The sequence below is a fragment of the Chitinophaga ginsengisoli genome (genome assembly GCF_003014595.1).
Classification (GTDB): Bacteria; Bacteroidota; Bacteroidia; order Chitinophagales; family Chitinophagaceae; genus Chitinophaga; species Chitinophaga ginsengisoli.
In genome coordinates, this window is record NZ_PYGK01000005.1 from 25,724 (window position 1) to 52,544 (window position 26,821).

The window sequence follows — 26,821 nt, forward strand, 5'->3', positions numbered from 1 at the left end:
TCGCAAGCGGCGGCTTTGTAAAGTCGCCGCTGTATTGAGTTTCTGATCCCCGATCCTTAACCGGTTCCTGTAGGCTACTGTTTTTGCTGCTGTATAATATTCCGGATCACAAATTCAGTCAGCGCATTGCGTCCGGCAATACCCAGTTTGCCGGCTATCCTGTACCGGTGATTTTCGATGGTACGGATGCTGACATTCAGTTCATCAGCCATCTGCTTGGTACTTTTGCCTTCTGCGATCATTTTTATGATGCGGTTTTCAGCTTTACCAAGCCGGTGATACAGCGCCTGTTGTGCGGTTGATGAGTTAGCAAGTGATACACTCCTGGTTTCGTCAGGCGTATGCACATGATTGAACTTAGCGAAGCGGCCCAGCCGGGAGCGGATGCTGAGCAGCAGGTCACGTTTTCTGAACGGCCTTGCCAGGTAGTCATCTGCTCCAAGGTTCATGGCCATGCGCATTTCCTGTTTGTTGTCTTTTACACTGATAAAGATCAGCGGAATATGATCAAAACCAGGATCGTTCCTTAAAGCCATAATAAAATGATGCCCGCCTGTTCCACGCAGGTGTGCACCGCAAATGATAAGATCGGGTTGCTGTTGCTGGCAGATGATGATTCCTTCTTCTTCTGAGGACGCTGTATGAATATCATAAGATTGGGTAATCAATAACTGCCGGGTCTGTCTTACAAATACCTGATCCTCATCTACAAGTAAAATTTTATAGACTGCAGTATTCATCAGAAAAGTGTTTGCAGGTTGACATACAGGTATGAATGTAACCGATTACAATACCCATATATATGGGGGATACTTGTCGGGCATGCTTAATGGCTCCGGTCTCCGCTGGCCAGAATTACTCTCATAAAAACAGAATGGAATGGTCGTGTGCATTTTTAATTGGTTAATATTAAGTAGTTAAGCGGTAGATGCAGACACACGTATGGCATAGTTAATTTTCCGTCTCGCGTGCAGCCTCCATCAGCTGTTTAGTAACATGGTCTTTCAGGTAGAAGATATGGGAATTGGTCTTTCCAGTGGCGTAAATATGAATAGAATAACGGGTGCGATTTCAACTAATGATCTTCGTCATATATAAAATAAGCGCTAGTACTCAAAAAAAGGTGAGCATATACTTACTGCTTATTCTCGCCGGGCCTGGTAAAGTAATCTAGGTGACTACATTTATATTAGTAAATATAGCGATTTGTTTACATATAGAAGTTTCATAGTGTAAATCATGGGTTAGCGATAATCTCATGGAATAGGGGTAAAATAATATTATAAAAAATGGCCTTTTGAAAATATGCGTACAAGCACCACATAAAAAGTTATCCACATTTAGGGCCGTTTTCCTTCTAAAAAATGTGGATAACCCCTCTCTTCGTAGAGGCGGTAAAGGTAGTTATAACGTTGACTCACTGTATGTTTATTGTATAAAACAAAATATATATTTGAACGCCCGGAAGCCTACGTCAGCAAGGTAATACAAGGGTTCATATGTTGAGAAAATGTCATGTGATTGATCCCGGAAAATGGCCATTTTTATATGCCAAAATGCATGTTATATGCCCTTATTTCATCTGTAATGTTCTGATTTATAACTGAGAAGTAGGAGGGGGTAATGCTCATTAATTTTTAAAAAGATATTGTTTTATCAATAAATATAGATATTTTTATATTCGAATTTACTATATCCTTGACTGTCGGATATTTATAAATCATAATCCTATAACCAATGAAGAACGCTGCCTTATACGAATTGTGGACTGCTCTGAGAGCTATATTCCATATGCCTGATCACCAGCCCCGGCTTGCCCGGATCTATATATATAATAATAAGACAACAGTTGGTGGACGGCGTTTCTAATGAGAGCAATACATTGGTACAACAGCATTCAAAATATACTATTTGCAGTAATCCTAAGCCTATGCGCATAAATTATAATTCTCGCTTAAATCTGCTAACATCGATGCAGCAGCGAGTTGGCCTGGTCTTTACCGACATTAAAAAAATGTCTGATCGATGCCTGTTCATGCTACTTTTTATAGTAGGTATGACATGGTTGCCAGCGAAGGCAAATATTCCGACAGCGGTAAAAAAAGCAGCTACTGGTGTTACCGTAAATGGTAAACCCTATACCAAATCCGTTGACATATGGATGGCATATTCATATAACGGTTCAGGTACCAACGGTGCTGTGAAAGTGCCAGATCAGATCGACTATAAGATCTTTATTAAAAATACCGGTGATGAAGCTCTGACAGTGCGCGTAGTAGACACACTGCCAGTACACACCATTTTTTATGGCGCCTCTCCTGGAGGTACCCTTAATAATGATGTGCTGACATGGAACAACATCGCACTCGCCCCCGGAGCCCAGACTTTTGTTACCGTTTCTGTGAATGTGGATGGCACCTTAGCAGGTGTAGACTACATTAATAATACAGGATATGTAGATATAGGCGATGGAAACGGACTACAGCACACCTTCGGTCCGGCAGTCGATAACAATATAAACGCAGCCCTAGGCGCTGACAAAGGCTGGCCTGCTACAAGAACTCCGGTTGATAATGGAATGAACTCCATCAGCTGGAAGAGCGTAAGCTACATTGCTACAGGTCCTAACAACACCATCCAGTCAGGCGACCTCGTTACTTATGTAATACACGTACAGAATACCGGTACACAGCAACTGTCGAATGTAATCGTTACTGACTACGTTCCGGTATATACTAACTTCTACGACTCTCAGGACGCAGCTCCTGACGCTAATAACCTGCTCACATGGACCATTCCTTTGCTGGATCCGGGACAGTCTGCCGTTCGTTCTTTCCGTGTAAGGGTGGCAACAGACCTGACAGGCGCGAAAGCCATTGAGAATACAGCCTATGTAAATAACGGAAACGGTAAAGGATTCATTGCAACACTGCCTTCCCTGGCTACAGATCCTAACCAGCCAGATCCAAATGGTGCAGGTAAACCATCGACTTCAATTCCTATTGTAAGCGTAGTTTCTTTTGAAGGATGGAAAATAGTACTGAACTCCAGCGGTGAAGCAAGTGTAACCTCCGGTGAAGAGCTGTCATATATTATATATGTACGTAACACAGGTAACACTACCATCTCTACCCTTCAGGTAAGTGATCCGGTTCCGGCGCTGACAAGTTTTGTATCCGCTACAGATGGTGGTATCCACCTGGTAGGTTCCAACACAGTAATGTGGGCAGTAAATAACCTGGCCGCCGGTGCGATTGCCACACTCCACTTTAAAGTAAAAGTTGATCCTTTACCCGATGGTATAAAGAGCATTGATAACACAGCAAGGATCCAGATCGGTGGTAACTCCGACTCCACTTCCAAAGCAACATATCATTGCGATCCTAAAGAAGCAGGCTGCGACAAGGGAACCGTAACAAGTATCAAGACAGCCGGTAAAGCTGCTGGTATGGTGATTTCCAACGTAGTAACGCCAAACTCTGACGGAAAGAACGACTACTTTATAGTAAGAGGAATTGATAAATACCCTAACAGTACATTAAACATATTCAACCGTTGGGGAGGTGTTGTATACCAGGACAAGAACTATCAGAACAGCTGGGATGCGACGGGATTAAGCGAAGGTACCTATTACTATCGCCTTGAACTGAACAGCCCTACCGAAGGGGTGAAAGTTTTCAAAGGTTGGGTAATGATTATTAGATAATGAACTGCGATCCTAAAAGTGCAATTATGTACATGACAAAAAAATGGTTTACTGTAGTATTATTACTTTGCCTGGCAGCAGGTTCCCGTGCACAGCAAAGTGTCCAGTTCAGCCAGTATATCTTCAACGGATTGAGCATCAATCCTGCATATGCAGGTTATAAGGATGTACTACATCTCAACGCCGCCTACCGCCAGCAATGGACTGGTCTTGAGGGTGCTCCACGTACAGCCAGTGTATCACTGGATGGCCCTCTGAACAGAGGTACCAAAGACGCAAACGTTGGTCTGGGCGTACAGGCTATGATGGATAACCTGGGGCCTCAGAGCGCTGTGTCCCTTTACGCTTCCTATTCCTATCGTATACGCCTCGATGAAGAAGATACCCGCCGCCTTTGCCTCGGTATCGGTGTGGGTGCTACTCAGTATGGCCTGAGCGGTAAAGACCTCATTTACCTGGATAATGGCGACCGTATCATTCCTGATGGTTCTGCCAAATCCACTGCTCCTGATGCACGTGTAGGTATCTATTACTATACTCCTTCCCTCTATATCGGTGTGTCTGCACTGGATCTCTTTTCCAAGTACACCAGCTCCGGTTATAAATGGAGAGGATATACATATGAAAGCATCAAAAGAAAACAGCATGTCTACTTAACTGCAGGTTACATGTTCCCGGTGAATGATAAAATTTACCTCAAACCATCAGTGCTGTTTAAAACTGACTTCGCAGGTCCTGCAGGTCTGGACGCAACATTGATGATGCACATAGATGAACTTTTATGGATAGGCGGTTCCTACAGAACAAACCTCTCTGTATTCAACAAGAAATCAGTTATCAATACATCACTTGATAAAGCCAATGCGGCCAGTGCTATCCTCGAATACTATATCTCTCCGAAGTTCCGTGTAGGTTATTCCTATGACTACAGCATGAACAAACTGGCAGGTATACAGGGTGGTTCGCATGAACTTTCAATTGGTCTGTTATTTAATTCAAAGCTTTTCAGCACATCCAATCCCCGCTATTTTTAATATTTAAAAGATCATCAAATCTCCATATGCTACGTTGTTACGCGATACTATTGTGCACCACTCTGACGGTTCCGGTGATGCTGTTTGGCCAGGAGCAGAAAAGCGTGAGGGTAAGGGCTGATGAGGCTTTTGAAAGACAGGAATATGCAGTTGCAGGATCCCTGTATGGCAGGATCATTTCAAAGAAGAAAACCAAAACTTCTATTGATCTCCTGGAACGTATAGCTGCCTGTAACCGTGAAATTGGCCAGTATGACGATGCTGCCTTCTGGTATGAGAAAATGGATGAACGTCCTGATTGTCCGCCAGTGGCACACCTGCAATACGGGGAAATATTAAAGAGCGCGGGTAAATATGTTGAAGCAAAACAACAAATAGCCAAATTTAAAAGTTCAAAGCCGGATAGCGTCCGTTTAGCGAATGCTATGATGGCTGGCTGTGATAGCGCTATCGCCTGGAAGACGAACCGTCTGGACATGGCGATGGAAAATATCAAGGAGCTGAGCTCCTCCGGTTCTGATTATGTAAGCGGTGTAACAAGACAAGGTCTCCTGCTGGTATCCAACGGTTATCGTAAGATGACAATGAACCTCCTGCCTGAGAAGAATCCGAAGATTGATACACGTACCAATCAGCCTTATTACAAGGCATATATCTTTAAACAATATTCACAGGGTGTGGCTAATACTTTCGTTGAAGAAGTAGTACCACAGTTATTAGCCCTGGTGCCATACCACGTCGGACCTGTATGTTTCAACGCCAGGGAAGATACCATCTATGTAACACTGAACTCCTGGCAGCAGGATATCGCCAACCGTAAGAAACGCGGTCCTGTAAATGGTGAACGTACAATGATGGTGTTCTGGTCTGTGAAATCAGGTGATGAATGGAGACCGCTGGAACCACTGAAAGAGATCAACTCAACCGGTTATTCTACTGGTCACGTTGCCCTCAGCCGTGATGGTAAGACCATGTACTTTGCTTCCAACAGAAAAGGCGGTCAGGGTAGGATGGACATCTGGTATAGCGAAAAACAGAAGAATGGCAGATGGGGTAAACCTAAAAACTGCGGTCCGGTTATCAACACTCCTTTTGACGAAGCATTCCCTACCTATAATGAAGAAGATATGTTATACTTCTCCAGTAAAGGTCACCCTGGTATGGGAGGTTTCGACATCTTCCGTGTAGCGGGTAAGGGTACTGAATGGCATCGCCTGCAGAACCTGCGTTATCCGTTCAACTCCGGTGGCGATGATCTGGGCTTCATCATGAAGGCGAATATGTATGAAGGGTACTTCTCTTCCAACCGCCCGGGTGGTGGTGGTAGCGACGATATCTACCGCTTCATGGATACACACTTCACAGAGAGATTTAATAACGACGAAGGTATCCAGCCATATAAAGATCCGGAACCAGGATCAAATCCAAACCCGGTAATACTGGCACAGAACAAGCCTGCTGAGAAACCAGCAGAAACAACTACTCCAAAACCGGATGAACCGACAGTGGTTTCTCCGAGACAGACAGTAACTGCGCCGATCAGTTTACCAGGAACCGTTGCTTCATCGACACCAACGCCTGCAAAACCTGCTGAGGAACCAGTAGTACACTCTCCGAAACAGCAGGTAAGTGCTCCGATAGATATTCCAACTACAGTTAGTACTACGCAGCATCAGGCTTCAGAACCGCTGGTAGCGAAAAATGAGCCAGTGAGCGAGCCGGTAAAAGAACCAGTAAGTGAACCGGTAAAAACAACACCAGGCAAACGCACACCTCCTGCTAAAACAGGAACCAAGAAACCGGTGAAGACGCCTGTGGTAGTAGCCGCTCCTGTAGTAACACCGCCTGCAACAGAGACAAAATCCGAGTACGAACCAGAGCCAGTTGCTGAAAAACCGGCTGAGAAGATCGAAACGGTAGCTGTAGCGCAGCCGCAACAAACCAGACAAGACGTTGAAATGTCAGAAATGGACCATGCTATCCAGAGTAAAATGGAAAACATGGAGTTCTACTACGACTATAACAGTGCGGTACTGACCACTAAATCAAGAAACCTGCTGGATAGGGTAGCTGTGGTACTGAACCAGTATCCTGACTGGAAACTGCAGATACGTTCTTATACCGACAGCCGTGGTTCTGATGCTTACAATAAGGATCTCTCCGCTTTACGTTGTTACGCAGTAATTGAATACCTGGTAAGGAAAGGTGTAGTTTCAAGCAAACTTTACTACGAGAACATCGGTAAAGATCCTAATGATCCATGCGGTAAAGGTGTACCTTGTACGGATGAACAGTACATGCGCGCAAGACGTACCATGCTGAAAATCATTCACAAATAGCATTCTATAGTAGAAAAATAAAAAACGCCCTCCCGGTATAATGCCGGGAGGGCGTTTTGCATATAACAAAAAAAATTATTTTTGGGATGGTACCTTAACACCTTAGGTACGACACCTTTATAGAGAGTCTGGAAAAGAGCGATTCAAGAGACATTTTATATTAACCATACGCCTTAAAATAATACCATTTGCCTGTGAAGACCGGTCTTATGCTGCACATACTTATTTAGAGAGCAACCTGACGTAATAACAACCTGTGGCCTGGATGTAAGCAGTAATAAACCAAAAGGTCCATATCGTTCTCAAAAAACCATCATAAATGAAAGTAAACTTTACCTTTCGTAGCGCATTGTCATACCATCGCGTAAGACATGCATTGCTGCTCTTGCTGCTCATGCTGGGTTTATCCCCCCTCAGGGCGCAGGTGACCCCGCAAGTGCCCGCAACGACAAAGAACCACAACAAACAGGTGATAGGATATATCACCCAATGGGATGCCTGGAAAGAGGTGTCTGGAATTGTGCCCAAAGGAGGTTATAACCAGCTGAACGTGGATTATTCGCAGTACACCATCCTGAACTTCTCCTTCTTTGGTGTAGCGAAAGACGGTTCCCTGCACAGTGGGGACTTCCGTAACAAGAATATCTATCAGGTAGGCGCCGTACAGGAACCTGCTGCCCTGCTAAATGAGGACATTTACAGCAGCTGGGACCTGTTTCTGTTAAAAGGTGAACTGGATGCTCCTTTATATTATATTTCAGATGGTAGCTATGCTTACACCCTGGGATACCGTAATGAAGGTAGCGGCTGGAAAAACGTAAATACAGGACAAACCGGTGCATTCCCTTTATCTGTTCCTAAACAGGGTGGTGCACAGGGTTTAATTGACCTGGCACACGCTAAAGGTGTAAAAGTAATGGCTTCCATCGGTGGCTGGAGTATGTGTAAACACTACCCTGAAATGGCTGCTGACGCAACTAAACGCGCTAAGTTCGTAGCCAATTGCGTAGATCTGATGAACATGGGCTTTGATGGTATCGACTTCGACTGGGAATATCCTAATGATGCGGGTATGAACATCGAAAAATACAGCACTGCTGATTTCAACAACTTCGCAACACTGGTAGAAGCAGTAAGAGCGGCTATCGGTCCTAATAAACTGATCACAGCTGCATTCGCTGCTGCTCCTGCTAAACTGCAGGGTTTTAACTGGTCACGTCTGAATAATTCAATGAATTATTACAACATGATGACCTACGATTACAATGGCGGATGGTCTAATAAAGCCGGTCACAACGCGCCACTGTACGACTATCCTGGTGCCGAATACAGCAACTTCTCTGTAGACGCTACTGTGAAAGCGCTGAAAGCCCTGGGGGTGAACATGTCTAAAGTGAACATCGGTGCTCCTTTCTATGGCCGTGGTGTTGTAACCACTGGTACTGCTGCACTGAATGCAGCTACTACAAAACGTGCAGAGACAGTACAGCCGGATGGTCCTATCCAGACTTGTGCTGACTATACCAACTGGCAGAAAGACTTGTGGGATGGTACGCCTAACTACAGCTACATCCTGCAGCAGACAGGCTCCGGATGGACTGAAGGATGGGATGATGTAGCAAAAGTACCTTATAAAACAAAAGGCAATTATTTCCTTAGCTATGATAACGAGCGTTCAGTAGGAGAGAAAGCTAAATATATCAAGGACAATGGACTGGCAGGTGTAATTATCTGGCAGGTATTCGGTGACATGTTGAACATGACCAGCAGCACCGTTGCTAAGGGCAAGCTTATCTATTGTCCTAACACTACTTCTCCGCTTGTAAACAAGATCAACGCTGTATTCGCTGATGGCAGCACGCCAACAAACCAGCTTCCGTCAGTGAACCTGACTGCACCAACCGCAAATGCAACATTCACCGCACCTGCAAACATCACTGTAAGTGCGAACGCTACAGACAGCGATGGCAGCATTGCAAAAGTACAGTTTTTCAATGGCGCTACCAGCCTGGGTACTGCTACTGCTGCTCCGTACAGTATTTCCTGGAACAATGTAGCTGCAGGTACTTACAGCATTACTGCTGTAGCTACTGACAATGCAGGTGGTACTACTACTTCATCTGCAGTATCTGTTACCGTTAAAAACGGTACAGTTGATCCTCCTCCTGCTACCGGTAAAGTAGTGGTAGGTTACTGGCACAACTGGAACCTGGCATCTGCTCCATATGTACGCTTACGCGATGTGGACAGCCGTTATAATGTGATTGAAGTAGCTTTCGGTACTACCGGCAGCGACTACTCTACTGTAAGCTTTACTCCGGATGGTGCTACTGTAGCCGATTTCAAAGCTGATATCGCTACACTGCAATCACAGGGTAGAAAAGTATTACTGTCACTGGGTGGTGAAACCGGTACGCTCATGCTGGCTACAGCTGCTAACAAGCAGTCATTTGTTACCAGTATGAAGAACCTGCTGGACTCATATAACTTCGATGGTTTTGATATCGATATTGAAGGTGGTACTTCCTTGCAGCTGAATAACGGTGATAACAACTTTATGGCGCCAACTACGCCTAAAGTAGTGAACCTGATCGCAGCTGTGAAAGAGATCGTAGCTTACCGTCAGGCACAGGGTAAAAACTGTCTGCTGACAATGGCGCCAGAAACATACTATGTACAGACAGCTTATGGCGCTACCTATTCTCCGCTGGTAGGTGCTTATCTGCCTATCATCTATGGTCTGCGTAACGAACTGTCCTGGATACAGCCACAGCTGTATAACACCGGTTCTGTAATGGGTCTGGACAACAAAGTATACAACTCAGCTACTGCTGACTTCATCGTATCAATGACTGAGATGCTGTTACAGGGCTTCCCTGTATCAGGTACCAGCCAGACTTTCCCTGCACTGCGTGAAGATCAGGTAGCATTCGGTCTGCCTGCTGCTCCTGGTGCTGCTGGTAGCGGTTATACTGCTCCTGCTGAAGTAAAGAAAGCGCTGAACTATCTGACTAAAGGTCAATCTTACGGCGGTGGCTACACTCTGCGTAAAGCAGCTGGTTATCCTGGTCTGCGTGGTATCATGACATGGTCCATCAACTGGGACAAAGTGAACAACAACGAGTTCGCTGCCAACTACTATCCTTACTTCTTCGGTTCTACTCCGGGCAACCAGGCTCCGGTAGTGAGCATCACATCTCCTTCTGCAGGTGCTTCTTTCACTGCTCCTGCTTCCATCACTATCACTGCAAGTGCATCTGATGCTGATGGTACTGTTTCTAAAGTTGAATTCTATAATGGTGCGACCAAATTAGGTCAGGCCACTTCTGCTCCCTATACCTATTCTTGGACTAACGTAGCAGCAGGCACTTACAGCCTGACAGCTGTTGCTACTGATAACGGCGGTGCTGTTGCTACATCATCTGTAGTATCAGTAACTGTAAACGGTACAGGTAATAATACCTGCGACGGTATTGCTGCCTGGACAGCTAGCGGTGTTTATACCGCTAACATGCAGGTTGTTTACAACGGTAAGATCTACAACGCAAAATGGTGGACACAGAACGAGCAGCCTGATACCCACACCGGCGACGGTCAGGTTTGGGCATATGTACGCGATTGCGGTGGTGGAACTAATCCTGGTAACCAGGCGCCGTCCGTAAGCATCACTTCTCCTGCCAGCGGTGCTACATTCACAGCTCCTGCTACTGTAACCATCCAGGCTAGTGCATCTGATGCTGATGGTACTGTTGCTAAAGTTGAATTCTTCAATGGCAGCACCAAACTGGGTGAAGCAACTGCAAGCCCTTACTCTTACACATGGAGCAATGTTGCAGCTGGTTCTTACAGCATCACTGCTAAAGCTACCGACAACGGTAACGCTTCAACTACCAGCGGTGCGGTAACTATCACAGTTGGTGGCGGTGGTAACACCGGTAACTGTGCAGGTGTACCAACATACCAGCCTTACCCTGCGGTGTACAACCTGGGCGATAAAGTGGTATACAACGGTAACCTGTATCAAAGCCTGTCTAACGGATTGTACAATGTAACGCCAGGTACAGCTGACTATTGGTGGAAACCATTGGGTGCATGTGGAGCAAGTGCTGCAACCGTAGCAGCAGTATCTCCGGTACCTGATAACGTAGTAAATGAGAAAGTACTGGTATTCCCTAACCCGCTGACAGGTACTACACTGAAAGTACAGTTCAATGCTGCAGCAGGTGAGAAAGTACTGATCGAATTGTGGAGCACCGGCGGCGGTAGCGCCGTGATCCGTAAACAATATATCGCAGGTTCTAAAGGCCAGCAAACAGTTGATCTGGATGTATCTCAGGTACCAGCAGGTTCCTGGATCCTGAAAACAAGTCACCTGAAGAACGGGCATAAAGGTACTGCGAAAGTAGTACGCCTGTAAGCCGTAACTTAGGAATCGGAAATCAGGAACTAAGGCTTCGGCCTGGTTCCTGATTCCTGGTTTCTGATCGCTGTTTTTCCTGATTATCTGTCAACCATCAACCTGTCAACCATATCAACGAGAGTCTTATGCTGCTTTTTAGACCTATTGTCAATACACTGGTTAACGTGCTCTTTCTGTGAATCAGGCCATAAGTGCCCTTCACCTCCCTCGAAATAATCGAATAGTCATTTTATTTGTTGACGCTAAAATTCCATCGTATGATTAAAAATTTTACACAGTTATGTATTAAGCGCTTTATTATTCCTGTCCTGATTGCAGCCGGCCACCTCACGGTGCTGGCGCAATCAGGTATTTATGGAGGAGGCCCCATTTACAAGAACCGCAGCTACGCCATCAATGAGCTGAGAAATTCAGGATATACTTATGTAGTGGTATGGACCATTCACATTGATGCCAGCGGTAATTTTAATTTCAATGCGGAATTTCCCCTGGTGCAGAATGGCACGTATGTAGGGGGCAGTTCCTATCCCAATTTTGCAGATGACATGGCGCGGCTGAAGTCTGCGCCCACTACTATCAACAGGCTGGAGTTCTGTCTCAGCGGCTGGGGATCTTCTACCTTTGCAAACATAAAGAATCTCATTGCTTCACAGGGTACGGGCAGCAGCAGTATCCTGTACCGTAACTTCCAGGCATTGCGGAATACCTTCCCGATGGTGGATGCCATCGGCTTTGATGATGAAAGTACATATGACGTTAGTTCAGCTACTGCATTGGCGGTAATGCTGGGCAACCTGGGTTTTAAGGTCAGCCTGGTGCCTTATACCAATTCCGGTTTCTGGACAAGCGTAGCTACCAGCACCAATAACCAGCGTGCCGGCACGATTGACAGAATAGATTTACAGTGTTATTCCGGTGGCAAAAGTAATTCTCCCTGTAACTGGAACTTCGGCACTATACCAGTATATGCCGGCCTGTGGGATGCAGAGAAGTCAACGTCACAGGTGCAAAGCCAGCTGAATACCTGGAAGAGTAGTTGCAGTGCGCGTATCAAAGGTGGTTTTATGTGGCTGTATGATGATATTGACAACAGTGCACAAACGGCCGCTTATGCTACTGCCATCAGGAATGTATTTGGCGGTGGTACGCTCAGCACCGCTGCGGCAACATTTTACAGGGACTGTAATTACGGCGGACTGGGTATCAGTTTGCCGGCAGGTGATTACAACCTTACCAGGCTGCGTTCCTTTGGTATCAGGAACGACGATATTTCATCTGTAACAGTAAACAGCGGCTATAGTACACGCTTATACGTAGACGATAACTTTGGCGGCAATTCCCTGGCGCTTACCGCCAGCAACGACTGTCTTGTGGATGAGGGCTGGAACGATCTGGCAAGCTCCCTGATCATACGCGCAGGTACGGGCGCGAGAACTGCTGAAGAAGCAGGGCGGCAGACCAGTTTTTCTTCGGCTCCGTTAGTAAAAGGATTTATCCTTTATCCTAACCCCGCAAACAGTGAATTGATACTGGCCGCCGATGAAAATTTAACAGGCGTATTTATGCAGGTATTTGACATGACAGGCAGGTCGGTCATGTCGTTCAGGAACACTATTAACAGGCTGGACCTGTCCAGGCTGCGGCCGGGCGTATATACCCTGGTATTTAACAGGAATGGCAGTAAAGTAACCCGCCAGTTCATAAAGCAATAACCATTTGAAATATATCCTTGTTACAAGTTCTGCTTTACACTTCTTGTACATGAGCGTATAAAGGGAAACACGTCTTTGTCCGGAGGCAATGGTGGAACTTGTAATATGGCATGCACGGTTCATGACCGGCTTATTTTTTATCCCTCAAAACATAATAGAGCATGAAAACAACAAAATGGATCAAGGCGTGTCTGCTGCTGGCAGCAGGTGCGTTTATGTCCGTACAGACATTTGCCCAGTTCAAGGTAGTAGGCTATATGCCTTCCTGGTCTGGCAGTGTAAGTGCGATCCAGTACAGTAAACTGACGCACATTAACTACGCCTTCGCATTACCAACTTCTACAGGTGGCCTGCAGGCCATCGAAAATCCTTCCAAATTATCCAGCCTCGTTAGCAGCGGTCATGCCAATGGTGTGAAAGTGCTGATAGCAGTGGGTGGTTGGAACAATGGTGATGATGGTGCATTTGAATCATTAGCTGCAAATGCATCTTATCGTACCAATTTCGTTAATACCATGATCAGTTTCGTTAATCAGTACGGACTGGATGGTGTGGACATCGACTGGGAATATCCTGATAACGGAGCTTCTGCAAACAACTACCTGGCACTGATGCAGCAGTTATCCACTGCATTGCATAACCAGGGAAAACTGCTCACAGCAGCTGTTGTTGGTACCGGTGGTGCCAGCATCCTCAACGGAGTATTCAATGTAGTTGATTACTTAAACCTCATGGCTTATGACTATAATAATTACGAACACTCTACTTACAATTACGCATCTCAGTCACTGTCATACTGGGTTGGCAGAGGCCTGCCTAAGGCGAAAGCCATATTAGGTGTGCCTTTCTATGCCCGCCCTTCCTGGAATAGCTATGCTACATTGCTGTCACAGGGAGCCAGTCCGAATTCTGATTATTTCGGCAGCGACTACTACAACGGTATTCCTACCATCAAATCCAAAACCAACCTGGCATTCGATCAGGGTGGTGGTATTATGATGTGGGAGTTGTCTCAGGATGTTAATAACGCTAACTCCCTGCTGAGCGCTATCTACCAGGTAAAGCTTGACCGTAGTGGAACGAATCCTCCTCCTACCGGTGGTACACTGATCCAGGCGGAAAGCTATACTTCTATGTCAGGTGTACAGACAGAAACCTGTACAGATGAAGGTGGCGGATCTAACGTAGGCTACATCGAGACCGGCGACTGGATGGCATATGCTAACATTAACTTCCCAACTTCCGGTACTTACAAGGTGGAGTACAGGGTAGCTAGCCAGAGCACTGGTGGTCAGTTATCACTTGACCTCAATGCGGGTGCTACTGTACTGGGTTACGCGAACATCCCTGTTACCGGCGGATGGCAGACCTGGACCACGGTATCACATAACGTGAACGTTACGGCGGGTACCTATGCACTGGGTATCTATGCACAGTCAGGTGGCTGGAATATCAACTGGATCCGTATTACAAAAGTATCTGCTGCTGCCGCTGCTACTGTAGCTGCAACAAGTCAGAATGCGCTGGCGTTTGAAAACAAAGTAGCTGAAAAAGCACCTGTATTATATCCAAACCCTGTAGCAACCTCACTGAACCTGAAAGGTGATTTCAATCAGCCGGGTGGCATCATTACTATTTATGACCTGACCGGTAAACAGGTGTTGAATGCCAAAGGTGGCGTTAGCAACATTAAGGTAGATGGTCTTCCTGCCGGTACCTACCTGCTGATATATACAAAAGGTGATAAGAAAGTTACCCAGAAATTCGTGAAGGAATAATATGACCCTGGCCTCCGGCGAAGCGTGTTTCCCTTTTTACACAGTCCCTTTTATTAACCATTTAAACAAAACCCTTTTATGATGAGATCACTAAAATTGTCCCTCATGTTAACCGCTGGTCTGGCGCTTGCAGGAAGCGCTGCATCTGCCCAGAACTGGCAGCTGGTCTGGCAGGACGAGTTTACGAACAGTATAGGCCCCGATTGGGTATTCGAAACCGGTACCGGTTCCGGTGGATGGGGCAACAATGAATTAGAGTACTATCGCCCGGAAAATGCGACCATCGAGAATGGTCAGCTGGTGATCACTGCCAAACAAGAGAGCTTTGGTGGTATGAACTACACTTCTGCCCGTATGAAAACCCAGGGCAGAAAATCATGGACATACGGTAAGATAGAAGCCCGTATCGCCATACCCTCTTTCCAGGGCTCCTGGCCTGCATTCTGGATGCTGGGTAGCAACATCGGTCAGGTTGGATGGCCATCCTGCGGAGAAATAGATATCCTGGAACATGTGAACACAAATGCAGAAATAAATGGAACTGTACACTGGACAGGCACCGATGGCAACCATGCTTCCTATGGAGGTACTACGCCGGTAGCTGTAACCGGGTATCATGTCTACAGCATTGAATGGGACGCCAATGCCATTAAATGGTTTGTAGACGGTGCACAGTACAATGTGATCAACATTGCCAACAATGTAGGCAGCACCGAAGAGTTCCAGAGAGATTTCTTCATCCTGCTCAACTTTGCAATCGGCGGTAACTGGCCTGGCTTTACTGTGAACAATGGCGCGCTGCCTGCCAAGATGTATGTGGACTATGTAAGAGTATATCAGAACGGCGGCGGTACTAATCCGGGCTTCTCTACCACTATCCAGGCTGAGAACTATAGCGCAATGTCCGGCGTACAGGTAGAAGCTACCACTGATGCAGGTGGCGGTTCAAATGTAGGTTATATTGAAACCGGCGACTGGATGGCTTATCCTGCTGTTACTATTCCTACTACCGGTACCTACAAGGTAGAATACCGTGTAGCCAGCCTGAATGGCGGCGGCCGTTTGTCACTGGATGTAAATGCGGGTGCAAACGTGCTTGGTTACCTGGATATTCCTTCTACAGGAGGATGGCAGAACTGGACAACCATTTCGCACAACGTTACTATCAACGCCGGTACTTACAACTTTGGCATCTTCGCCCAGTCAGGTGGATGGAACATCAACTGGTTCCGCATCACCAAATTGTAAACCAGATCTATTATTCAAAAAAACGTTAAACAGTTTTCCCTATGAGCAAAATGTTAAAATATATCGCAGGAACGTCTCTGGCATTGCTGGCGGCTTCCGTTGTTACATATGCACAACAAAAGGAGCCTTATCGTCTGGGCACTCCTGCAGGCCTTCTGCAGGATATCCGCTCTCAGGCTATAAAACCACATGCAAGACTGGTAAGCGCTACAGAACTCAAAATAGGCGCAGGCACTGTCCTGACAGGTAAAGTGAACATCCGTCATTCAGATGGTAAGAATATGGAAGCCGTGATAGGTGAAATTGAGAACACACCTGGTTCATCCTTCTACCTGCAGGTAAAAGACGGAGAAGTGACAGGAAACATCGTCCTGCGCAACAGTAAAAAAGGTTATAAATATTATACAGATAAAAGCGGTACCGCCTATGTGAAAGAAGTACCATTGGATGAACTCTTATGTATTGATTATAAACAGGCACCGGATCAGGGAACAGCTGGAAGGGCAGCGTCTGCTAATGCCAGCGTACAGGCCCTGCCTGAACTGCAAAGTCTTCCGGGCGCCAATGGTGTAGTATTACTGGACTTTGATGGTCAGTATGTATCAGGTACATTATGGAACAACGGTAATCCCATCAACGCAGCGGCGTCTACGCTTACAGATGCGCAACAGCAGGAAGTGTGGGAACTGGTAAGTGAAGATTTCCGCCCCTTCAAACTGAATGTGACCAACAGCGAAGCAGTATATAACACCTATCCTGCCAACAGGAGAATGCGTTGCATCTTCACACCGACCAATACCGCAGCTCCGGGAGCTGGTGGCGTTGCATACCTTGGTTCTTTCACCTGGGGAAATGAAACACCTTGCTGGGTATTCAATGGCGGCGTGAAAGGCGCTGGTGATGCAGCTTCTCATGAAGTAGGTCATACTTTCGGTCTTTCTCATGATGGTCGTACCAACCCTGTTGAAGAGTACTATGCAGGTCAGGGCAACTGGGCACCTATTATGGGTGTAGGTTACTATGTACCAGTGGTACAATGGAGCAAAGGTGAGTATACCAATGCCAGCCAGCTGGAAGATGATCTGGCAAAAATTGCCAGCAGCGCTAACGGTATCGGTTATAGGAATGATGATGCAGGCGGTACTACCGGCGCAGCAGCCGCCCTGAACGTGATCGCTGGTGGTTCCGTAAATACTAATGGTGTGATAGAGCGTACCGGTGATGTGGATTTCTACAGCTTTACTACCAGCGGTGGTCCTGTGTCGCTGAACTTTGCAACAACTACCCGTCAGCCAAACCTGGACATCCTGGCTACACTGTATAACAGCAGTGGTGGTGTGGTGGCCAGCAGCAATCCTACAGGACTGTCTGCCTCCATCAGCGCTACACTGGGTGCAGGTACATATTACGTATCTGTAACCGGTACAGGTTATCTGAATGCGGCTAGTACCGGTTATTCCAACTATGGTTCCCTGGGTAGCTATGCTATTACCGGTTCCGTTTCTGCAACTACTGCAGCTACAGTTTACAAAGATTGTAACTATGGTGGATATGCTGTTGGATTAACAGTTGGTAGCTATACCTTGTCACAGCTGCAGGCCAGAGGTGTCGTAAATGATGATATCTCTTCCCTGAAAGTAGCGAGTGGTTATGAAGCGATCCTTTATAAAGACGATAACTTCAGCGGTGATGCATACCTGTTCAGAGGAGACTTCTCCTGCCTGGTAGACCTGTCACTGAATGGTGCGCCGCTGAACCTGAACGATTGGACCTCTTCTATTGTGATCCAGCCTTCGACCGCTAAAACAGCCGCACGTACTACAAGTGCATTGCAGTATATAGAAAAGATCAATTCAGCATCTACTGAAAACAAACTGGGTACTACGCTGAACGTACTGCCGAATCCGTTTGTAAATGATGTGGTAGTGAGAACTACTGCAACCAGCAAGGAAGGATTCCTCTACGTAAGCGTATTTGCACTGGATGGTAAAACAGTACTGCCTGCCAAACGTATTGTGAATGGTGAGAAGATTGACCTGTCAGGCGTAGCCAAAGGTGTATACCTGATCAGGATCTTCAACGGTAAGGATACTGAAATAAGGAAGATCGTTAAGCAATAATAAGTAACCTGCTTGCAGGGATTGTGTAAAAAAGCAAAAAACAGGATTACCACCTACTAAAAGGGGTAACTCCTGTTTTTTGCTTTTTACCTTTTCCCCTTTTCTACAGTAGCAAATACATTCCAAATACTTTTAATTTAATTTTTTATGATAAAATAGTACATAATAAAAAGAATTGTTACTATTTTATATGTCGAAAAGATGGAGATTTAACCTTGTAATGAAAACCCGGAGCCATTAAAACTGCCGTATAATTTGTATTGGGAAGTACGAATTATATAAACGACGTGATATGAATACACAAGATGCCGAGTTAGTAGTAAAATTAGTAGCAGATGACGTAAGCGCCTTTGATGCCCTGTACTGGAAATATCACCAGGCAGTCTATCGAAATATTTTCAAATTTATTAAGGAACCCATTGCAACAGAAGATATTTTGCAGGAGGTCTTTGCCCGCCTGTGGGAGAAAAGAAAGGACATTAATGCCGGTCAATCAGTTGCCGGATGGTTGTTTGTGATCAGTTTTAACCTTTCGGTGGATTATACCCGGAAGAAACTGCGGGAACATACTTTTCATAAGGAATTATATAATCTGAGCATCGAAACCAGCAACTGGGAGGACAATCCAGGTGCTTATGAAGAACAATACCGCTTACTGGAGGACGCCCTTTCCCAGCTTTCTCCCAAAAAGCAGAAGATTGTCACTTTATGTAAACTGGAAGGCAAAACATACGATGAAGTAGCAGAAGAATTAAAAATTTCGAGAAACACCGTTAAGGAACATTTATCTATAGCGATGAGCCGGATCAATGAGTACATACAAAAGAATAAGGAACACAAATATGTGCTGTTGCTCCTCTTATTAATGAAAAATTAGTTCGTAAACCGTAATGGACCATTATAGACAGAGAATGCAAGTGCCATGAAACTAATGGCGGTGCCTTTATATAATTAAAAGTATGAAAAGACCAACCATGCTCAGCTAGACATATTATGAATAAGAATATGTAACATTTCTCGTAAACGCACCCACCCACATCCTTAGGGTCGCCGTATTTAGGATAAACAATCATCAAAATAGTGCAGAACAGGAAGGAATACCTCAAGCAACTGTTGCATCAAAAGGAGTGGAAACAGGAAGACCGGGATTGGCTGCTGCAGTATTTGAATGAAAACGATCTTACAGACCTGCGGGAAGTTGCGGCAGAAGCCTACGACGCAGACCTGCTCAGCGCAGAACCTGTACTCGAAAGAGAACATTCAGCGCGTATACTGGAAAAGATCCATCAGCGCATCAGCGCCCGCAGGGAACCGGAACCTGTTGTGAGAAGGATCGGCTTCAGTCACTGGAAAGTAGCTGCTGCTGCTATCATCATCCTGATTGCAGGAGCAGGGATCCTGGGCCTGCTCAGAAAACCCGTCAGGCAACTTTCAGTTACATCCGGGATGCAAAGGAAAACAGTTACGCTGCCTGATGGTTCGGTTGCCTACCTGGAGCCGGGCACTACTTTAAAGTACACCGGCAACTATGGCAGGAAAGACCGTACTGTAACGCTTGCAGGAGAAGCACTGTTCAACGTACAAAAAGATGATAAGCACCCTTTTATCGTTGCTTCATCGCTGATAAGCACTAAAGTACTGGGCACTTCCTTTAATATGGAAGCGAGGAAAATAACAGAGGCAAAAGTAGTAGTACTGACAGGCATGGTTCAGGTTGAAGCAAAAGGAGAGAAGAATCAGGAGGATAAAGAGGTGATCCTCACAGCCAACAAAGGAGCGGTATATCACAGTAACACGCATTTGCTGGAAATGTCTGACGCCACCGACGATGCAAGGTTTTATTCGCAAAAGCAGCAGGGACGGTTTATTTATGATGGAGAAGAAATAATAAAAGTAGTAAGCGACCTGCAGAGGTATTATAATATAGATATTAAAGTAGATGGAAGGATACAACACTGTGCATTTTACGGAGATGTAAACATTGTGGATGACCTGGAAAAGGCACTCGATCTGATCGCAGTGTCACTGAACGCCAAAATCAATAAGGATAAAAATGGAAACGGCTATATAATTGCCGGAGGTAACTGTCATTAGACAAAAAGACACAATTAGCAGTTAACCTACCTGATGCCTTAATTAGTATAAATGTACTGAGCATACCCAAAGTATGCTAGCCAGCTTGTTTTATAAATATTGCACACAACCAAACTAAATCGCATTATGACGACCCAGGAACGAACGCCATCAGGTTAACTATATCCTATAAAGTTAACTCAGTAAACTAAACATGCACTGCACCGCAGCAGGTGCCCTATTGCCCTGGTCCCTCAAGGATCGGTAATGGGAATGCTATTTCCCGAATTGAACCAAAATCAAATCATAACGATGCTCAAAAAGGCGACCCTATCCCTCCACCTGATGATGCTTGCATTGCTTGTGTTGTTACAAGCCATCACAGTGCCGGCAGCGGCTTCAGGAATACAGGATGCCCTCGACAAAAAGATATCACTGGAGTTGAAGAATGTGTTATTAAAAGAAGCACTGGACAAAATCGGAAATCTCGCAGAAGTATCTTTCATCTATGCTGGCAGCAAGATGATAGTGGCCAACAAAGTAGATGTCAGCGCACACAATGAAAAAGTGGGTGATCTGCTGAAGAAATTACTGAATCCTTTGTCTCTTTCCTATACGGTTCTTTACGACCGTATTGTAATACGGCCCGTTGAAAAAAAAATCGACAACCTCACCGTTCCGGAAAACGACCGGCAGGTAGCACAACGCACGCAGGACGTAAAAGGGATAGTGATGTCTCACAGGAATGAAGCCTTGCCAGGCGTAGCCGTTGTTATCAAAGGCTCTACCAGGGGCACCACTACAAATGAAAAAGGCGCCTTCGAACTGAAGAACGTTCCCGCCGATGCTATACTGGTATTTAGTTTCACCGGTTACCAGCAACTGGAAGTAAGTGTGGCGGCTTATAAGAGTGGCGTCATTAACATACAGCTGCAGGAGAAAACAACCAAACTGCAGGAAGTAGTGGTCACCGGTTTCCAGGACATTGATAAAAGCAAATTCACCGGTTCCTCCGCCCGCATTAAAATGGATGAAGCCAAAATAGATGGTATGCCGGATGTAAGCCGTATGCTGGAAGGACGTGTGGCCGGTGTGGCTATCCAGAACGTGTCCAGCACATTTGGTACGGCTCCGAAGATCCGTGTACGTGGTGCTACTTCTATCAATGGTGATAACAAACCGCTATGGGTGGTAGATAACGTGGTGCTGGAAGATGTGGTGAACATCTCCAACGATCAGCTGACGAGTGGCGACCCTACCACACTGCTTGGTTCTGCGGTGGCAGGCCTGAACCCGAACGATATTGAAAGCTTCGACATCCTCAAGGATGCGGCAGCTACCGCCCTGTATGGTGCACGCGCTATGAATGGGGTAGTGGTGATCACTACCAAGAAAGGACGTGCCGGCGCTAAACCGGTTGTTACCTACAGCGGCAACTACAGTACACAGTTGAAGCCTAACTATAGCAATTATAATATCATGAACTCCGCCCAGCAGATGTCAGTATTGGCAGAGCTGGAGCGGAAGGGCATGCTCACTTCCGATATTCTTTCCCGCGGCGACATTGGTGTATATGGTAAGATGTATGAAAGGCTGAATGCGGATGATAAGGGAAATTTCCCGCTGGAGAATACACCCGCTGCCAAACGTCAGTTCCTGCTGAGATATGCTTCCGCCAATACAGACTGGTTTGACATTCTCTTCAAGACCAGCTTTATCCAGGAACATTCCCTCAGTATTTCTTCCGGTACAGATAAAAGCCAGTCCTATTTCTCTACCAGCTTTTACCACGACAATGGTTGGACCGTTGCAGATAAAGTAAGCCGTTACACACTTAATTTCCGTAACAACTACAAACTCTCCGACAGGGTAAGCACAGGCTTTTCCGTACTGGGATCTGCACGTCAGCAAAGAGCACCCGGCGCATTGAGCCGTACCAGCAACCCTGTAGAAGGGCAATACGACCGTGATTTTGACATCAACCCATTCAGCTATGCCCTGAATACCAGCCGTACTTTAACAGCTTACGACGAGCATGGAAACCTGGAATATTTCAGAAGGAATTATGCGCCGTTTAACATCATTAATGAATCGGCCAACAATTACCTGAACCTGAGTATGATGGACCTTCGTCTTCAGGGCGACTTCTCCTGGAAAGTGGCTAAGAACCTGCGTTATGAATTTGTAGGCGCCCTGCGTTATGTAAAGTCCTCCCGTGAACACCAGATCACGGAGAACAGTAATATGGCCAACGCCTACCGTGCTGCCGACAATGCTACCATCGCAGAGAACAACAAGTTCCTCTACCACGATCCTGCTAACCCGGACGCATTGCCGGTGATCGTGCTGCCCTATGGTGGTTTCTACAACCGTACAGAAGATCAGCTGATCAACTTCGACTTCCGCAACAGCTTAAACTATAATGCTACTATCGGCGATCGTCACAGCCTGACGGCCATGATAGGACAGCAGGTAAAATATGCAGACCGCCAGAATTCATCTAACACCGGTTACGGATACCAGTATAATAATGGTGGTGTGCCTTTCACCGACTATCGTATTCTGAAGCAAACTATCGAGAGCAGTTTTCCCTATTATGGTATGAGCAAAGATTATGACCGCTTTGCGGCTTTCTACGCCACTGCTACGTATGCCTACAACAACAAATATAACCTGACAGGTACTACCCGTTATGATGGTTCCAACAGGTTGGGAAGGTCCAGCACCGCCCGCTGGCTCCCCACCTGGAGTATATCTGGTTCCTGGAATGCTGACAAGGAAGACTTTATTCAGAACCTGGGGTGGGTGGACTACCTGACGCTCAGGGCCAGTTACGGTCTGACTGCGAGCATGGGCCCTGCTACCAATTCCAACATCGTATTCCAGACCATCAACACCAAAAGGACCCATCTCGATGAAGTAGAATCAGTGATCAAAATAGCGCATTTGCAGAACGATGACCTGACCTGGGAAAAGCTGTACACGACCAATATAGGTCTGGATGGTACGCTGTTCAACAGACGTCTGAATTTCAGTATCGATGTTTACAGCCGTAAGAGTTTTGACCTGATCAGCATCATCAAAACTTCCGGTATCGGTGGTGAAACTTTTAAGGCTGCCAACTATGCAGATATGGATTCAAAAGGGATGGAAGTAATGGTAGGCGGCGACGTGATCAAGAAAAAGGATTGGGGCTGGAAAGCTAACGTCACCTTCGGTTACAATACCAACAAGATCACCAATGCCAAGAACATCCCGAGGATCTTCGACCTGGTGGTGGCAGAAGGTGGTAACAAGGAAGGTTATCCCGTAAGAGGTCTTTTCTCTCTCGAATATAAAGGGCTTGACCCTCACACAGGTGCTCCGCAGTTTGTGAACCAGCATGGTGATGTAAGTAAAGATGTATTCCTGCAGGACCTGAACACATCTCACCTGGTATACCAGGGCCCAGTTGATCCGCCGGCAACAGGTGGTATCTCTAACACCTTCCGCTACAAAGGTCTCTCGATGAACGTATTTGTGACCTACCAGTGGGGCAATAAGATTCGCCTGTATCCAGCTTTCAAGACAGCTTATTCTGATCTGGACGCTATGCCGAAAGAGTTCTATGACCGCTGGATCATGCCGGGAGATGAAAAGGAAACACAGACGCCATCTATTCTCGACGGATTGGAACAGGTAATGCTGGGAGGCGCGTATCCTTACAACAACTACAACTATTCTACCGCCAGGGTGGCAAGAGGTGACATGATACGTCTGAAAACAGTATCCCTCACCTGGCAGATGCCCGCTACACTGTTGAAAAGAACTGCCTTCAACAACATCACACTGACAGGAGCCGCCATTAACCCATGGCTGATCTATTCAGACAAGAAACTGAGAGGTCAGGACCCTGAGTTCTTCAACACAGGTGGTGTAGCGCAGCCTATACAAAAACAATTTACTCTATCACTAAAAGTAGGTCTCTAAATAAAGATGGTTATGACGAAATTTTTCACAAGGGTAGCAGTCATTGGAGGCTGTCTGATAACCATAGCCGGATGTAACAAATACCTCGACAAATCTCCGGATAGCAGCTGGACCGAACTGGATACGCCTACCAAGGTAGCACAGCTGCTGGGTACAGCGTATCCCCAGGCCAACTATATCGTCTTTGCAGAAGCCATGAGTGATAATGTGGAAGACAAAGGCGCTGGTGTGATCGACAGAACGAACCTCGATCCTTATTTCTTCAATGATGTATCCGCCACAGAACAGGATTCTCCTGAGTACTACTGGCAGGCATGTTATACCGCTATCGCCGCCGCCAATAATGCATTGAAAGCATGTGAGGCTGCTGCCGATACAAGCCGTTACTCCGCACAGAAAGGAGAGGCGCTGGTGGCCAGGGCTTATGCTCACTTTATGCTGGTGACCTTCTTCGCTAAGTTCTACGATGCAGAAACTGCTTCCAATGATCCGGGCATCCCTTATGTAACGGAACCCGAGAAAGTAGTGATGAAACAGTATGATCGTAAGACGGTGGCTTACACTTATGATATGATAGAAAAAGATCTGCTGGCAGGTATACCACTGATCCGTGATGATAACTATGCTATACCGCGCTATCACTTCAATAAGTCTGCCGCATATGCTTTCGCTACCCGGTTCTATCTCTTCAAGAAGGATTATCAGAAGGTAGTGGAATATGCTAACAAGACCTTCCCTAATAATGACCTGGCCAGCAATATGCGCCCATGGAATACGACCTATAAAACAATGACGCCGGCAGTGATCAGGGATACTTATGCCAAAGCTTCTGAGAAAGCCAACCTGCTGCTGGTGGAAACACAATCATCGTATGGCCGGTATGTAGCCATATATAGATACGGTCTGACCTACAACATAGAGCAACAGATACTGGGCAGCAATGTAACAGGTGGTGATTTTGCATACCCATTGTACTACTATGGCACCAGGGATTACTTAATACCTAAACTGACCGAATACTTCGTAAAGGCATCTGTGAATGCGACCATCGGAGATCCTTATGTAATGGTGCCGCTGTTCACAACAGAAGAAGTATTGTTCAACAGGGCAGAGGCCAATGCTTACCTGGGCAACAACACAGAAGCACTGGCGGATCTGAATCTCTTTGCCAGCAAACGGATCACCAACTATAATGTTTCTACTCACCGTATCACCACGACGAAGATCAGGAATTACTATGGCATCCAGGATGTAAAGAACGGTTTGCTGCAGACTGTCCTCGACTTCAAACGGGCTGAGTACGTGCAGGAAGGACACCGCTGGTTTGACATTCAGCGCTATAAAGCGCCTATCACCCATTTTACGGATAAAGGCGAAAGAATGGTACTGGAAGCAAACGACAAACGCCGCGTATTGCAGATCCCTTTATCGGCCACTACGTCCGGTATAGCCCTGAATCCCAGATAATCTCAACCCTTACAAAAAGAACGCATACATATGAAACACATAAAAATATTCTTCTTCCTGTTTGCAATGGTGGTATTAGCCGCCTGCACAAAAGAAGATGATGATCTCAGTGGTGTGCAAGACATCCCGGGCCTGGGTGGCGATACCTGGGTTCCGGGATCTTTAGATGCCTGGTTACACGATACCATGACTGTTCCCTACAATATTGAAGTGAAATACAAATGGGACCAGTTTGAGTTTGATGTGACCAAGACACTGGTGCCGCCCAGAGAAGAAGTGGTAGTGCCTGCTATCAGGGCTATCAAAAAAGTATGGATTGATAATTACATCAATGCAGCAGGTGAAGTTTTCTTCAAGAAATATAGCCCTAAATTCTTTATCCTGTCAGGCAGCGCCAGCTGGAATGACAATGGTACCATCACACTCGGTACTGCAGAAGGCGGCCGTAAAGTGGTGATGTACCTGCTGAATGATTTCCGTACAAAGGAGATGCCCGGCTATACAAAAAGAGATACTGGGAATGTGAAACAGATCTTCCATGTGATCGAACATGAATTCGGCCACATCCTTCACCAGACAAAGATGTACCCTCCAGAGTTTAAGAAGATCTGTGCGGGGTATTACACCGGTAACTGGAATAACATCGCTGATGCGGAGGCCCGGAGAGACGGCTTCGTAACCGCTTATGCCCTGTCCAATGAAAGTGAAGACTTTGTTGAAATGATCGCTATGATGCTGATAGAAGGAAAGGCAGGTTTTGACAGGATCGTGAACAGCATTCCGGAGGGTTACAGTGCAAATGGCTCTTCCCAGGCCCAGGCCAAAGACAGGCTGAGGCAGAAGGAAGCGATGGTGGTGAACTATTTCAAAGCGTCTTACAACATTGATTTCTACAGCCTGCAGAACAACACCAGAAAATCTATTGTACAACTGCTGTACTAAGGCTTTATCAACC

Annotated in this window: 14 protein-coding genes; 13 read left to right on the top strand and 1 reads right to left on the bottom strand. The window is 46.1% G+C overall.

The genetic code is table 11. The features are described 5' to 3' along the window. Nucleotides 1-74: 74 nt before the first annotated feature. Nucleotides 75-740, bottom strand: a complete 666-nt coding sequence (locus CLV42_RS13825; protein WP_106602516.1) for a response regulator transcription factor — start codon at nt 738-740, stop codon at nt 75-77. A gap of 1,232 nt (nt 741-1,972) precedes the next feature. On the opposite strand from CLV42_RS13825, the gene CLV42_RS13830 reads away from it, so the two are divergent. The 13 genes from CLV42_RS13830 to CLV42_RS13890 all read left to right on the top strand — a co-directional run bounded on the left by CLV42_RS13830 (nt 1,973) and on the right by CLV42_RS13890 (nt 26,808). Next, nucleotides 1,973-3,706, top strand: coding sequence for a T9SS type B sorting domain-containing protein (locus tag CLV42_RS13830; protein ID WP_170117505.1), 1,734 nt, complete (start codon nt 1,973-1,975; stop codon nt 3,704-3,706). A 26-nt stretch (nt 3,707-3,732) separates the two neighbouring features. Beyond that, a complete protein-coding gene (locus tag CLV42_RS13835; RefSeq protein ID WP_170117506.1) occupies nt 3,733-4,740 on the top strand; it encodes a PorP/SprF family type IX secretion system membrane protein in 1,008 nt (335 codons plus the stop codon). 26 nt (nt 4,741-4,766) lie between these two features. After that, complete coding sequence (locus CLV42_RS13840) at nt 4,767-7,079, top strand: OmpA family protein (protein WP_106602519.1); 2,313 nt, start codon at nt 4,767-4,769, stop codon at nt 7,077-7,079. Nucleotides 7,080-7,398: 319 nt separating this feature from the next. Next, entirely contained in the window at nt 7,399-11,496 is a 4,098-nt protein-coding gene (locus CLV42_RS13845; RefSeq protein WP_106602520.1) for a glycosyl hydrolase family 18 protein, read from the top strand. Between the two features lie 260 nt (nt 11,497-11,756). Further along, nucleotides 11,757-13,211: a T9SS type A sorting domain-containing protein gene (locus tag CLV42_RS13850; RefSeq protein ID WP_245901648.1), complete on the top strand. Its 1,455-nt coding sequence runs from the start codon at nt 11,757-11,759 to the stop codon at nt 13,209-13,211. A 161-nt stretch (nt 13,212-13,372) separates the two neighbouring features. Further along, complete coding sequence (locus CLV42_RS13855; RefSeq protein WP_106602521.1) at nt 13,373-14,989, top strand: glycosyl hydrolase family 18 protein; 1,617 nt, start codon at nt 13,373-13,375, stop codon at nt 14,987-14,989. Between the two features lie 78 nt (nt 14,990-15,067). Next, nucleotides 15,068-16,237 (top strand): carbohydrate-binding protein, encoded by a 1,170-nt coding sequence (locus CLV42_RS13860; protein WP_106602522.1) that lies wholly within the window; start codon nt 15,068-15,070, stop codon nt 16,235-16,237. 41 nt (nt 16,238-16,278) lie between these two features. After that, on the top strand, nt 16,279-18,357 hold the full coding sequence (locus tag CLV42_RS13865; RefSeq protein ID WP_106602523.1) for a T9SS type A sorting domain-containing protein: 2,079 nt from the start codon (nt 16,279-16,281) through the stop codon (nt 18,355-18,357). A gap of 292 nt (nt 18,358-18,649) precedes the next feature. Further along, nucleotides 18,650-19,234 carry an RNA polymerase sigma factor gene (locus tag CLV42_RS13870; RefSeq protein WP_106602524.1) on the top strand — a complete coding sequence of 195 codons (585 nt, stop codon included), beginning with the start codon at nt 18,650-18,652 and terminating at the stop codon, nt 19,232-19,234. Nucleotides 19,235-19,437: 203 nt separating this feature from the next. Continuing rightward, nucleotides 19,438-20,451, top strand: a complete 1,014-nt coding sequence (locus CLV42_RS13875; protein ID WP_106602525.1) for a FecR family protein — start codon at nt 19,438-19,440, stop codon at nt 20,449-20,451. 291 nt (nt 20,452-20,742) lie between these two features. Beyond that, nucleotides 20,743-24,399: a SusC/RagA family TonB-linked outer membrane protein gene (locus CLV42_RS13880; protein ID WP_106602526.1), complete on the top strand. Its 3,657-nt coding sequence runs from the start codon at nt 20,743-20,745 to the stop codon at nt 24,397-24,399. Nucleotides 24,400-24,411: 12 nt separating this feature from the next. Next, complete coding sequence (locus tag CLV42_RS13885) at nt 24,412-25,866, top strand: RagB/SusD family nutrient uptake outer membrane protein (protein ID WP_106602527.1); 1,455 nt, start codon at nt 24,412-24,414, stop codon at nt 25,864-25,866. A 30-nt stretch (nt 25,867-25,896) separates the two neighbouring features. After that, nucleotides 25,897-26,808, top strand: coding sequence for a zinc-binding metallopeptidase (locus CLV42_RS13890; RefSeq protein ID WP_106602528.1), 912 nt, complete (start codon nt 25,897-25,899; stop codon nt 26,806-26,808). The last annotated feature ends 13 nt before the right edge of the window (nt 26,809-26,821 follow it).